Source organism: Streptomyces sp. NPDC091972 (assembly GCF_044756385.1).
GTDB lineage: Bacteria > Actinomycetota > Actinomycetes > Streptomycetales > Streptomycetaceae > Streptomyces.
Map to the genome: position 1 here is coordinate 127,453 of NZ_JBIVSV010000006.1, position 13,331 is coordinate 140,783.

At 71.0% G+C, this 13,331-nt stretch carries 10 protein-coding genes; 7 read left to right on the forward strand and 3 right to left on the reverse strand.

The window, feature by feature from the left end; all coding sequences use genetic code 11:
• Positions 1–57: 57 nt before the first annotated feature.
• From ACIQJT_RS19545 to ACIQJT_RS19575, 7 genes are all read left to right on the forward strand, one after another.
• Positions 58–2,535 carry an alpha-L-arabinofuranosidase C-terminal domain-containing protein gene (locus ACIQJT_RS19545; RefSeq protein ID WP_402644999.1) on the forward strand — a complete coding sequence of 826 codons (2,478 nt, stop codon included), beginning with the start codon at positions 58–60 and terminating at the stop codon, positions 2,533–2,535.
• 179 nt (positions 2,536–2,714) lie between these two features.
• Positions 2,715–5,300, forward strand: a complete 2,586-nt coding sequence (locus ACIQJT_RS19550; protein ID WP_402645002.1) for a YfhO family protein — start codon at positions 2,715–2,717, stop codon at positions 5,298–5,300.
• Between the two features lie 65 nt (positions 5,301–5,365).
• The gene (gene argC / locus ACIQJT_RS19555; RefSeq protein ID WP_402645005.1) at positions 5,366–6,394 is read left to right on the forward strand and encodes an N-acetyl-gamma-glutamyl-phosphate reductase; all 1,029 of its coding nucleotides are present in this window, start codon (positions 5,366–5,368) and stop codon (positions 6,392–6,394) included.
• On the forward strand, positions 6,391–7,542 hold the full coding sequence (argJ, locus tag ACIQJT_RS19560) for a bifunctional glutamate N-acetyltransferase/amino-acid acetyltransferase ArgJ (RefSeq protein ID WP_402645008.1): 1,152 nt from the start codon (positions 6,391–6,393) through the stop codon (positions 7,540–7,542). Before argC ends, argJ begins: the two co-directional genes overlap by 4 nt.
• Entirely contained in the window at positions 7,539–8,447 is a 909-nt protein-coding gene (gene argB / locus ACIQJT_RS19565; RefSeq protein ID WP_365457863.1) for an acetylglutamate kinase, read from the forward strand. The genes argJ and argB overlap by 4 nt, the downstream gene beginning before the upstream one ends.
• Positions 8,444–9,631 (forward strand): acetylornithine transaminase, encoded by a 1,188-nt coding sequence (locus ACIQJT_RS19570; RefSeq protein WP_402645012.1) that lies wholly within the window; start codon positions 8,444–8,446, stop codon positions 9,629–9,631. The genes argB and ACIQJT_RS19570 overlap by 4 nt, the downstream gene beginning before the upstream one ends.
• 19 nt (positions 9,632–9,650) lie before the next feature.
• On the forward strand, positions 9,651–10,196 hold the full coding sequence (locus ACIQJT_RS19575; protein ID WP_365457869.1) for an arginine repressor: 546 nt from the start codon (positions 9,651–9,653) through the stop codon (positions 10,194–10,196).
• A gap of 71 nt (positions 10,197–10,267) precedes the next feature.
• On the opposite strand, the gene ACIQJT_RS19580 is transcribed toward ACIQJT_RS19575, so the two are convergent.
• The 3 genes from ACIQJT_RS19580 to ACIQJT_RS19590 are packed head-to-tail and all read right to left on the reverse strand — an operon-like array spanning position 10,268 to position 13,263.
• Complete coding sequence (locus ACIQJT_RS19580) at positions 10,268–11,068, reverse strand: FAD:protein FMN transferase (RefSeq protein WP_402645015.1); 801 nt, start codon at positions 11,066–11,068, stop codon at positions 10,268–10,270.
• Entirely contained in the window at positions 11,061–11,852 is a 792-nt protein-coding gene (locus tag ACIQJT_RS19585; RefSeq protein WP_402645017.1) for an FMN-binding protein, read from the reverse strand. The genes ACIQJT_RS19580 and ACIQJT_RS19585 overlap by 8 nt, the downstream gene beginning before the upstream one ends.
• Before the next feature lie 28 nt (positions 11,853–11,880).
• Complete coding sequence (locus tag ACIQJT_RS19590; RefSeq protein WP_053848936.1) at positions 11,881–13,263, reverse strand: ferric reductase-like transmembrane domain-containing protein; 1,383 nt, start codon at positions 13,261–13,263, stop codon at positions 11,881–11,883.
• Positions 13,264–13,331 lie beyond the last annotated feature (68 nt).

Here is a 13,331-nt window from a genome sequence, read left to right on the forward strand (position 1 = left end):
TGATCACCGTTTGGTATTTCGAACGTCACCGTCGACAGAGAGAGCCGCGGAGCATCCATGTCACGCACCCGCTGGAGACTCGGTCTCGGCGCCACCGCCCTCCTGGTGGCCGCCGGCCTGATTCCCGCCCCCGCCCATGCCGAGGACGTCACCGACTACGCGATCACCGTCGACCCGTCCGCCCGGGGCGCGAAGATCGACGACACCATGTACGGCGTCTTCTTCGAGGACATCAACCGGGCCGCCGACGGCGGTCTGTACGCCGAACTCGTGCAGAACCGCTCCTTCGAGTACTCCACCGACGACAACGGGTCGTACACCCCGCTGACCTCCTGGACGGTCGACGGCACGGCCCGGGTCGTGAACGACGACGGCCGGCTCAACGCCCGCAACCGCAACTACCTCTCCCTGGAAGCCGGTTCATCGGTCACGAACACCGGGTACAACACCGGCATCCGCGTCGAGGCGGGCAAGAAGTACGACTTCTCGGTGTGGGCCCGCGCGGACGCCGGCACCGCCCTCACGGTCTCGCTTCAGGACGCCGACGGCACCCTCGCCACCGCCCGAGAGGTCACCGTCACCCAGGGCGGCTGGGCCCGGTACAAGGCCGCCTTCACCGCCACCCGCACCAGTTCCGCGGCCCGTCTCACCGTGGCCTCCTCGGCCGCTGCCGCCCTCGACATGGTGTCCCTCTTCCCCCGCGACACCTACCGCGGTGAACCCAACGGGCTGCGCAAGGACCTCGCCGAGAAGATCGCCGCCCTGCACCCGGGCTTCGTGCGCTTCCCCGGCGGCTGCCTGGTCAACACGGGCTCAATGGAGGACTACAGCGAAGCCTCCGGCTTCCAGCGCAAGCGGTCCTACCAGTGGAAGGACACCATCGGGCCGGTCGAGACGCGCGCCACCAATGCCAACTTCTGGGGCTACAACCAGAGTTACGGCCTCGGCTACTACGAGTACTTCCGCCTCTCCGAGGACATCGGCGCCATGCCGCTGCCCGTCGTGCCCGCCCTGGTGACCGGCTGCGGCCAGAACAAGGCCGTCGTCGACGAGGCACTGCTCAAGCGGCACATCCAGGACACCCTCGACCTCATCGAGTTCGCCAACGGCCCGGCGAGCTCCAAGTGGGGCAGGGAGCGCGCCCGCATGGGCCACCCCAAGCCCTTCCACCTCACCCACATCGAGGTCGGCAACGAGGAGAACCTGCCGAACGAGTTCTTCGCCCGGTTCAAGGAGTTCCGCGCCGCCGTCCAGGCGAAGTACCCGGACATCCAGGTGATCTCCAACTCCGGCCCCGACGACTCCGGGACGACCTTCGACACCGCCTGGCAGCTCAACAGGGACGCCAAGGTCGACATGGTCGACGAGCACTACTACAACAGCCCCCAGTGGTTCCTCCAGAACAACGACCGCTACGACTCCTACGACCGCGGGGGCCCGAAGGTCTTCCTCGGCGAGTACGCCTCCCAGGGCAACACCTTCAAGAACGGCCTCACCGAGGCCGCGTTCATGACCGGCCTGGAGCGCAACGCCGACGTCGTCAAACTCGCCTCCTACGCCCCGCTGTTCGCCAACGAGGACTACGTCCAGTGGCGCCCGGACCTGATCTGGTTCAACAACCACGCCTCCTGGAACTCCGCCAACTACGAGGTCCAGAAACTGTTCATGAACAACGTCGGCGACCGTGTGGTGCCCTCCACGGCCACCGGCACGCCCTCCCTGCTCGCCCCGATCACCGGCGCCGTGGGTCTGTCGACCTGGGCGACGACGGCGGCGTACGACGACGTGCGGGTCACGGACGCCGACGGCCGGGCGCTGCTCACCGACGACTTCTCCTCCGGCGCCTCGCAGTGGACGCACACCGGCGGCGGCGCCTGGAGCGTCCAGGACGGGCAGTACGTGCAGACGGACGTGAACGCCGAGAACACCATGGTCTCGGCCGGCGACCCGTCCTGGCACGACTACGACCTGAAGGTGAAGGCCACCAAGAAGGCCGGCAAGGAGGGCTTCCTCGTCGCCTTCGGCGTCAAGGACACCGGCAACTACTACTGGTGGAACATCGGCGGCTGGAACAACACCCAGACCGCCGTCGAACAGGCCGTGGACGGCGGCAAGTCCACGCTGATCTCCAAGGCCGGGTCGGTCGAGACCGGCCGTGTCTACGACATCGACGTCAAGGTGCGCGGCCGCCAGGTCACCCTCTACCTCGACGGGCAGGAGTGGGGCAGTTTCACCGACGACAAGCCGGCCGAGCCGTTCCGCCAGGTCGTCACCAAGGACCAGAAGACCGGCGATCTGATCCTCAAGGTCGTCAACGCCCAGAACACCGCGGCCCGTACGGCCGTCGACCTCGGCGGCGCCAGGGTCGCGTCCAGGGCCCGGGTGACCACTCTGGCGGCCGCCCCCGACGCCGTGAACACCGAGACGTCCACCGCGGTCGCCCCAGTGACGTCCACCTTCGACGGGGTCGCCGGGAAGTTCTCGTACACCTTCCCGGCGAACTCGGTCACCTTTGTCAGGATCAGGCAGAGGTAGCCGGTGGGCGGTGGGGTGGAGCGGCACTTCTCGTTCGCTTGCGGACAGCGCCGAATTCACCTCACCGCCATCGTCGGGAGCACAACCAAGCGAATTCACTCCCCGTCTAATTCGGCGCGGAAACAAAGCGCTGGGGCGAAGGCCCCGGACGGGGGCCTGAATTGACCAGCGACCAGGGCGTGCGACCGACCGTCCCGCCCGAACCGAAGACCCTGGACGACCTCACGGGGGAGCGGCCGCCGCCCGCCGGGCCGGGGCGGGCCGCCCTGCTGGCAGCGACGATCACCGTGCTCGTGCTCTGCGCGGCCGACGCCGTCGCCCGCAGCGGTCCCTTCGGCCCGCGCACCCGGAACGTCAACGACCTGGGGAACCAGTACGTCCCCTTCCACGCGCACCTGTGGGACCTGCTGCACGGGCGGGGCACCGGCGGCCTCCTCGTCAACTGGCAGTCGGGGTACGGCGCGAGCTTCCTGCCCGACCTCGGCACCTACCTCACCAGTCCGTTCGCGCTGCTCGTCGCCCTGTTCCCGAGGGACCGCATCGACCTCGCCGTGTACGTGATCACCGTGCTGAAGATCGCCTGCGCCGGTGCCGCCATGACCTGGCTGCTGCTGCGGCTGCGCCCCGGCCGCTGGTGGGCGGCGGGACTGCTGGGCGCGTCGTACGCCCTGTGCGGCTGGACGGTGGCGACCGCCTCGTACAACCTCATGTGGCTCGACGGGCTGATCGCCCTGCCGTTGCTGTGCCTGGTCGGCGAGTGGGTCCTGAGCGGGAGGCGCCCGCTCCTGGCGGTGCTCGTGGTGACGGCCGCCTGGGTCGCCAACTTCTACACCGCCTACATGGCCACCCTGGCCGCCGGGCTGGTGTTCCTGCTGCGGCTGTGGCTGTCCCGGCTGCCGCGCCGGCGCGGGTTCACCGCGGCCGGCCGGGCCGCCGTGACCTTCGCGCTCGGCATCGGCCTGGCCGCGCCCCTGGTGACGGTCGTCTACTTCGGCAGTGCGCACGCCTCCGAGGGCCGCTTCACCCGGTTCGCGCCGGTGGGCACCGAGGATTTGCTGGCCCGGCTGCTGCCGACGACGTACAGCTACGGTTCCCCGGCGCTCTTCGTCGGCACCACGGCACTGCTGCTCGCCCTCGCCCTGCCCTTCCACCGCGCGGCGCCCCGAAGGGTGCGGGCCGGATGGACCCTGCTCGTGCTCGTCGTGACCCTGTCGATGCAGTGGGGCCCGACCCATCTGATGTGGCACGCCTTCGCCGCACCGCAGGGCAGTTCGTACCGCCAGACCTTCGTGGTGTGCGCCCTGCTGGTGATCGCGGCCTGGCACACGCTGTCCTACGGCCCCCTGGACCGCCGGGCCCTGGGCGCGGCGGCCGGACTGCTCACCCTGATCGCGGCCGTCGCGAGCGGCAGCCAACTGGTCCGTTCCTACGCCTGGCCGGTGTTCCTGGCGGCGGCCCTGGGCGCGCTGCTCGGACTGCTCCTGCTCGGCCGTGAGCGACCCGTGCTGCGGGTGGCCCCGGCCGTGCTCGCCGCGGTCCTGCTCGTCGGCGTGCAGCTGGGCGAGGCCACCGCCACCGACGCCGTGGCCACCCGGATGCGGTTCGGGCACATGGACGACTACGCCCCCTGGAGCGACCGGCAGCAGGACCAGGCGGACGCGATCGCCCGGGCCGACGGCTGGCCCCGCTACCGTACCGACCCGGGCCGGGAGCAGACCGTCGGCAACGACCCGCTGGAGCTCGGCGGCCAGGGCGCCCAGTACTACAGCAGCCACACCTCCGCCGTGCTGAGCAGCACGCTCACCGCCCTCGGCTTCGGCTGGACCTCGGGCGGCCGCAGCCTTCAGAGCCTGGACAACGCGGTCACGGACGCCGTCTTCTCGGTGGGCGCCCGGGTGCACTCCCCGCCGGACCCGCACCAGAACTGGTTCCCGCAGGACGGCACCGGGGTGACCGTGACCCGCGAGGACGTCCCGCCCCTCGTGACCGTACGGCCGTCCGCCGCGACCGGTGACTTCGGGCCGTCGCCGTACCGCAACCAGGAACTGCTGCTGGGCGCCCGCGTCTACACCCTGCCCCGCATCACCGTCCGCAACGGCGCCGGGAAGCGGCCCTACCGCAGCACCGACCGGCGCCAGGGCGTGCGGGTCGGGGCGAAGGCGACGATCACCGCCCGGTGCCGGGCGGGCAGCGAGGTCTACCTGTGGGCGCCGTACTTCTCGGGCACCGCACGGCTCGCCGGTCCGTCCGCGCACGGTCCGACCGGCCGGTTCCGGGCCGACTGGCGGCCCCTCACCAAGATCGCCGCCATGGCCCGGCTCGGCACGGTCCCGGACTCCGGGCGCCTGACGATCGAGCTGGCCGCGAACCGGCTGGGGGTCGTGCCGGACCGGGCGGTCGGCTGCCTGGACACCGGGCGCCTGCACACCGCCGTACGAGAGCTCCGGGGCACCGGCGCCTCGAAGGTGACCGTCTCCGGCTCCGGGGGCACGATCCGGGCCGAGCTGCCGACCGGCAGCAAGGGTGTCGCCGTCGTGGCCGCGCCCCGGATCGCCGGCTGGCGCTGCGCCGCCGGTGACGCGGCCCTGGTCCCCGCGCGGCGGTACCACGGGCTGATCGCGGTACCCCTCGACGGCACCTCGACGAGTGTGACCTGCGTCTTCCGGCCGCCCGGTCTGCGCCTGGGCACGGCGATCGGGGGTGGTTCCCTCGCGGTCCTCACCGGACTCGCCGTGTTCGGGGCGGTACGCCGGCGCAGGGCGTGAGTATGCAGCCGGTTGCATAAACGTGCATCGAAACGTATAGTCATGCCATCCAGGAGGAGGATGACATGGCGGTACGGGCGGCAGTGGCCGGAGCGAGCGGATACGCGGGCGGTGAGGTCCTGCGACTGCTCCTCGCGCACCCCGAGGTCGAGATCGGCGCGCTGACCGGCAACTCCAACGCCGGGCAGCAGCTCGGCGCGCTCCAGCCCCACCTGCTGCCGCTGGCCGACCGGGTGCTCCAGGAGACCACGGCCGACGTCCTCGCCGGACACGACGTCGTCTTCCTCGCGCTGCCCCACGGCCAGTCCGCCGCCGTCGCCGAACAGCTCGGCCCGGACGTCCTCGTCGTCGACATGGGCGCCGACTTCCGGCTGAAGGACGCGGCCGACTGGGAGCGGTTCTACGGTTCCGCGCACGCCGGCACCTGGCCCTACGGCCTTCCCGAACTGCCGGGTGCCCGCGCCGCGCTGGAGGGGTCCAAGCGCATCGCGGTCCCCGGCTGCTACCCGACCGCCGTCACGCTCGCCCTCTTCCCGGCCTACGCCGCCGGCCTCGCCGAGCACGAGGCGGTGATCGTCGCCGCCTCCGGCACCTCCGGCGCGGGCAAGGCGCCCAAGCCCAACCTGCTGGGCAGCGAGGTCATGGGCTCCATGTCGCCGTACGGCGTCGGCGGCGGGCACCGGCACACGCCCGAGATGATCCAGAACCTCAGCGGGGTGGCCGGTTCCGAGGTGCGCGTCTCCTTCACACCGACCCTCGCCCCGATGCCCCGCGGCATCCTCGCCACGTGCAGCGCCTCCGTGAAGCCGGGCGTCACCGCCGAGTCCGTCCGCGCCGCCTACGAGAAGGCCTTCGCCGACGAGCCCTTCGTGCACCTGCTGCCCGAGGGCCGGTGGCCCGCCACGGCGTCCGTCCACGGTTCGAACGGCGTTCAGGTGCAGGTCGCCCTCGACGAGTCCGTGGGCCGCATCATCGCGATCAGCGCCATCGACAACCTGACCAAGGGCACCGCCGGCGGTGCCGTCCAGAGCATGAACATCGCCCTCGGCCTCCCCGAGGAGCTCGGTCTTTCCACGATCGGAGTCGCACCGTGAGCGTCACGGCAGCCAAGGGATTCCAGGCGGCGGGCATCGCCGCCGGAATCAAGGAGAACGGCAACCCGGACCTGGCCCTCGTGGTCAACACCGGGCCCCGCCGCGCCGCCGCCGGCGTCTTCACCTCCAACCGTGTGAAGGCCGCGCCCGTGCTGTGGTCCGAGCAGGTCCTCAAGACCGGCGAGCTGACGGCCGTCGTCCTCAACTCCGGTGGTGCCAACGCCTGTACGGGGCCGAAGGGCTTCCAGGACACCCACGCCACCGCCGAGAAGGCCGCCGAGGTGCTGGAGATCGGCGCGGGCGAGGTCGCCGTCGCCTCGACCGGACTCATCGGGGTCCTGCTCCCGATGGACAAGCTCCTTCCGGGAGTCGAGGCCGCGGCCAGTCAACTCTCCGAGCACGGCGGTGAGAAGGCCGCCATCGCCATCAAGACCACCGACACCGTCCACAAGACGTCCGTGGTGACCAAGGACGGCTGGACCGTCGGCGGCATGGCCAAGGGCGCGGGCATGCTCGCCCCCGGCCTCGCCACCATGCTGGTCGTCCTCACCACCGACGCCGACCTGCCGAGTGACGTACTGGACAAAGCACTGCGGGCCGCGACCCGGACCACCTTCGACCGCGTCGACTCCGACGGCTGCATGTCCACCAACGACACCGTGCTGCTCCTCGCCTCCGGCGCCTCCGAAGTCACCCCGGCCCACGAGGAGTTCGCCGAGGCCGTACGGCAGGTCTGCGACGACCTCGGCCAGCAGCTGATCCGGGACGCCGAGGGCGCCAGCAAGGACATCAAGGTCGAGGTGATCAACGCGGCCTCCGAGGACGACGCCGTCGAGGTGGGCCGCTCCATCGCCCGCAACAACCTCCTCAAGTGCGCCATCCACGGCGAGGACCCCAACTGGGGCCGCGTGCTCTCCGCGATCGGCACCACGAAGGCCGCCTTCGAGCCGGAACAGCTGAACGTCGCCATCAACGGCGTCTGGGTCTGCAAGAACGGCGGCGTCGGCGAGGACCGCGAGAAGGTCGACATGCGCTACCGCGAGGTGCACATCGTCGCCGACCTCGCCGCCGGGTCCGAGACCGCCACCATCTGGACCAACGACCTCACCGCCGACTACGTCCACGAGAACAGCGCCTACTCGTCATGAGCACCACGCGAAAGCACACCGCGCTCCCCAAGGCCCAGATCCTCATCGAGGCGCTGCCCTGGCTGGTCCGCCACAACGGCAGGACCGTCGTCATCAAGTTCGGCGGCAACGCCATGATCGACGAGGACCTCAAGGCCGCCTTCGCCCAGGACGTCGTCTTCCTGCACCACGCCGGGCTCAAGCCGGTCGTCGTGCACGGCGGCGGCCCGCAGATCAGCGCTGCCCTCGACAAGCACGGCATCGTCAGCGAGTTCAAGGCCGGCCTGCGCGTCACCACCGAGGACGCCATGGACGTCGTACGGATGGTGCTGGCCGGTCAGGTCCAGCGCGAGCTGGTGAACCTGCTCAACGAACACGGGCCGCTCGCCGTCGGACTGACCGGCGAGGACGCGCACACCATCACCGCCACCAAGCACCAGCCCGAGATCGACGGCGAGTTGGTCGACATCGGGCGGGTGGGCGAGATCACCGCGATCGACACGGGCGCGATCGAGGCACTGCTCGCCGACGGCCGCATCCCGGTCGTCTCGTCGATCGCCCGGAGCCAGGACGACGGACATGTCTACAACGTCAATGCTGACACGGCGGCTGCGGCACTCGCTGCTGCTCTTGGAGCGGAGACTCTCATGGTCCTCACGGACGTCGAGGGTCTCTACGAGGACTGGCCGCACAGCGACGAGGTGATCAGCCGCCTCACGGCTTCCCAACTGGAGAAGCTGCTGCCGGAGTTGAGCTCCGGCATGGTCCCGAAGATGGAGGGCTGCCTGCACGCCGTGCGCAACGGCGTGCACACCGCCCGGGTCATCGACGGGCGGGTCCAGCACTCGATCCTGCTGGAGATCTTCACCGACGAGGGCATCGGCACGATGGTCGTGCCCGACGCGCAAGAGGGGGATGCCGTATGACCGACAACCAGGAGCTCACCCAGCGCTGGCAGGGCTCGCTCATGAACAACTACGGCACCCCGCGCCTGCCCCTCGTCCGCGGCGAGGGCCTCAAGGTCTGGGACAGCGAGGGCCGGCAGTACCTCGACTTCGTCGGCGGCATCGCCACCAACGCGCTCGGCCACGCCCACCCGGCGATCGTCGAGGCGGTGAGCCGGCAGATCGCGTCCCTCGGCCACATCTCCAACTTCTTCATGGCGGAGCCGACCGTCGCCCTCGCCGAGCGGCTGCTCCAGCTCTTCGGCCGGGACGGCAAGGTCTTCTTCTGCAACTCCGGCGCCGAGTCGGTCGAGGCCGCCTTCAAGATCGGCCGGCTGACCGGGCGCACCCACATGGTCGCCACCGAGGGCGGCTTCCACGGCCGGACCATGGGTGCCCTCGCGCTCACCGGACAGCCCGCCAAGCAGACCCCGTTCCTGCCGCTGCCCGCGGACGTCACGCATGTGCCGTACGGCGACGCGCAGGCCCTGGCCGCCGCGGTCACCGAGGAGACCGCACTCGTCGTCATCGAGCCGATCCAGGGCGAGAACGGTGTCGTGGTGCCCCCGGCCGGCTACCTCAAGGCCGCCCGGGCGATCACGGCGGCCAAGGGCGCGCTGCTGGTCCTCGACGAGGTGCAGACCGGCATCGGCCGTACCGGCCACTGGTTCGAGTACCAGGCGCACGAGGGCGTGCTGCCGGACGTGGTCACCCTCGCCAAGCAGCTCGGCGGCGGACTGCCGCTCGGCGCGACCGTCGCCTTCGGGCGGGCCGCGGACCTGCTCCAGCCGGGCCAGCACGGGACGACCTTCGGCGGGAACCCGGTCGCCTGTGCCGCGGGACTCGCCGTTCTCGACACCATCGAGAACGAGGGGTTGCTGGAGAACGTCAAGCGGCAGAGCGAGAGGCTGCGGGACGGAATCGAGTCGCTGGGACACCCGCTGGTCGCCCGTGTCCGGGGTGCGGGACTCCTCCTGGGTATCGTGCTCACCGAGCCGCTCGCACCGCAGGTGCAGAAGGCGGCTCAGGACGCCGGTCTCCTGGTGAACGCGCCCGCCCCCGATGTCGTACGGCTGATGCCGCCGCTGAACCTCGGCGACGACGAAGTGGACGCGCTTCTTCAGGCCCTCCCCGGCATCCTGGGTGCCGCCGAGGGAGACGGATGATCCGGAGAATGAGACGACGATGAGCCATGCGCCAGATCACGAGCACAACGGGGGCGCGGGGCCCGCGGTGCCGCAGACGCGTACCGCGCGCCACCGCCGGATCGTGGACATCCTCAACCGGCAACCGGTGCGGTCGCAGAGCCAGTTGGCGAAGCTGCTGTCCGACGACGGGCTGAGCGTCACGCAGGCGACGCTCTCCCGGGACCTCGACGAGCTGAACGCGGTGAAGATCCGCAACACCGACGGCGACCTGATCTACGCGGTGCCGAGTGAGGGGGGTTTCCGGACCCCCCGTGCCCCGCTGGGGGAGTCGGCAAAGGAGGAGCGGATGCGGCGGCTCTCCCAGGAGCTGCTGATCTCCGCGGAGGCTTCGGCGAACCTGGTGGTGCTGCGGACTCCTCCGGGGGCTGCGCAGTTCCTGGCGTCGGCGATCGACCAGGCCGAGCTGCACGACATTCTCGGGACGATCGCCGGGGACGACACGCTGATGCTGATCAGCCGGAACCCCACGGGGGGTCAGGCGCTCGCCGAGCACTTGTTGCGGTTGGCTCAGAACGGGCACTGAGAGTTGTGTGTCGGGTGCGGGTGTGTGGGGGCTGGTCGCGCAGTTCCCCGCGCCCCTGAAAGCAAGACCCCTCACCCGAGCCGTGCTGCCAAGCCCCCTGTGATCAGCACCTCGTCGCCCGCCGTGATCAGCAGGGCCTCCGTGTCCGGCAGGCCCTCCAGCCAGGCCAGGCCCTCCCGGGAACCCATCGCGAAGGCGGCCGTGGCCCAGCAGTCCGCCCAGGTGATGGTCGGGGCCACCACCGTCACCGACAACAGATCCGTGACCGCCGGGCGGCCCGTACGGGGATCGACGATGTGGGCGCCGCGTTCCGCCGTGCCGGACGTCGCCACCGCCAGCTCCGCCGCGCCCGCCGCCGAGACCACGGCCGCGAGACCGCCCGGGCGCAGGGGGTCCGAGACGCCCACCCGCCACGGGCGTTCCGGGCCCGGCACGCCCAACAGCTGGACGTCCCCGCCGCCGTTGACGCTCACGCCCGTCGCCCCCGACCCGGCGACCCGGCGGGCCGCGCGCTCCACCGCCCAGCCCTTGACGATGCCGGTGGGGTCGAGGCGGCCCTCGTAGCGCAGGCTGAACCAGCCGTCGCTCGACCGCTCCGCCTCGGCGCCGAGTTCGAGGACCTCGGCGACCTCGGGATCGCAGTCGCCGAGCGTCAGCTCACCGCGGGCCAGGCGGGAGACCTGACTGTCCTCGCGGTAGGTGCTGAACACCTCGTTCACGCGGTGCAGCCCCGCCACCGCCTCCCGCAGTGCCGCCCGCACGGCTGAGGGTTCCCCGCCGCGGACGTCGAAGGAGAAGACCGTCCCCATGACCTCCTCCGCGTGACGCACCGCGGCGGGAGCTTGTGCCGACTCGGCCACCGTGTCAGCCACCGGCCTGGTCCAGCGCGGACTGGAGCGACTTCTTGTAGCCCTCGCTGGTGTAGGTGGCACCGGACACCGAGTCGATGTCCGCGCTGCCGGCCGCGACGGCCTCCTGGTTGAGCTTCGGGATGGACAGTGCCGTCTTCTGGTCGCTGGTCCCGCCCTTCGGCGCCTGCACGGCCTCGGCCTTGGTGATCTTGCCGCCGCTGACCGTGATCCGGACCTGGACCGGGCCGTACTGGGTCTGGGAGACCGCACCGGTGACCGTCTTGGCGGTCGCGGCTCCGCCGCCGTCGGCGGGCTGGGAGGGCTGGGCGGAGGGCTGCGCCTGGGAGGCCGCCTCGTTCGCCTTGTCGATCGCCGACTGGAGCGACTTCTTGTAGCCCTCGCTGGTGTAGGTCGCCCCGGACACCGTGTCGATCTGCGCGCTCTGCTTGGCGACCACGTCCTGGCTGAGCTTGGGCACGGACAGGGCGGTCTTCTGGTCGCTCTCGCCGCCCTTGGGCGCCTGCACGGCCTCGGCCTTGGTGATCCTGTTGCCGCTGACCGTGATCCGGACCTGGACTGGACCGTACTGGGTCTGGACCACGTCCCCGGTGACCGCGCCGCCGGCGGCCGCCCCGGTGCCGCCCTGGGCCGACTCCTGCGCCGCCGCCGTCTGCTGCGGGATCGTTCCGCCCGCCTGGGCGGACGCCGGGTCCGTTGACGGCTTCAGCGACAGCATCAGCACGACACCGGAGACGGTGGCGGCGGTCGCGAGCACGACTCGACGGACGGGGTGACTCTTCCTCATCGCTTCAACAGCTCCTGAATTCCCGTCGTCACATCTCGAACGACTCGTGATGGATGCGGCGGGCGGGAACACCCGCGCCGCGCAGTGCTTCGTACACGGACTGCGCGAAACCGTTCGGCCCGCACATGAACACGTCGTGCTTGTCGATGTCGGGCAGCTTGCGCTGGAGGGACTCCGCGGAGATGTCCGGGCGCTCCCCGTCCGGGCTGTTCACCGCGTACATCAGCCGGGCGCCGCGCTCGTCCGCGATGGCGGCGAGCTCGTCCCACAGGGCCAGGTCCTGGGTGGTGTTGGCCCGGTACAGCAGGGTGATGTCACCGGCCGCACCCGGCAGCGTCTCGAACAGGGCCCGCATCGGCGTGATGCCGACACCGCCGGCCACCAGCAGCACCTTGCCGCGGCTGCGGCGCTGGGCGGTCAGGGCGCCGTACGGGCCCTCGGCCCACACCTTGGTGCCGGGCTCCAGCTCGCGCAGCCGCTCGCTGTGGTCGCCGATCGCCTTCACCGTGATCCGCAGCATGCCCGGCCGGGGCGCCGCCGACAGCGAGTACGGGTGGGAGGAGAACCGCATGCCCGGCGCGAGGAACCGCCAGCGGAAGAACTGGCCCGCCTCCGCGCCCATCCGGTGCAGCTTGCGCCCGCCGATCAGCACCGACACCACGCCCGGCGTCTCCTCCACGACCGCCTCGACGTACATGCGGTGGCGCAGGTTCAGCCGGATCGGCGTGAGGATCCGGTACCAGAGCACCATCGCGGTGACCGAGCCGTACAGCGCGTACCACACGGTCTTGGCGACCGGCTCGACCGCGAAGTCGTTGCCGGTGGTGAGCTGGTGCCAGAACGTCAGGAACACCGCCGCGTACGTCAGCAGGTGCACGTGGTACCAGGTGTCGTACGGGATCCTCTTCCGCACCCCGCCGATCGAGATCAGCCCGATGAGGAACAGCAGACCGGTGCCGATGGCCGCCTTGCCCATGTCCGGGAGCTGGTTGATGGAGTCCGTCGTCTGCTGGACGATGTCGCCGAGCCCCTTGCCGGCCTGGAGGGCATAGCCCCACATGATCAGGAAGACGTGGGCGACGACCAGGCAGAGCGTGTAGCGGCCGGTCATCGCGTGCCAGCGGGCGACCCGGTCGGAGCCCACCCGGCGTTCCAGCGCGGGCACCCGGGCCATCTGGAGCACCACGAGCGCCATCAGGTAGCCGGCCAGCAGACCGGTGATCCGGCCCGCGTTGAGGATCTTGCTGTTGTCGTCCGCCACGGCCGGGGTGTTGTGCCACCACAGCCACAACACCCCGGCCGCGCCCGCCCATACGGCGATCAGCAGGACGGTCGCCGGGGAGCGGCGCGGGCGGATGCGGCGCATCGTCTGACGGCGGGCGGCGCGGCCGCTGGCGAGCGTGGTGGTCACGTTTCCTCCGGGGACGGGGGCAAGGGGGGGCGTGGTCCCTTGGCCCTTGGATACGTGCCGTGACGCCG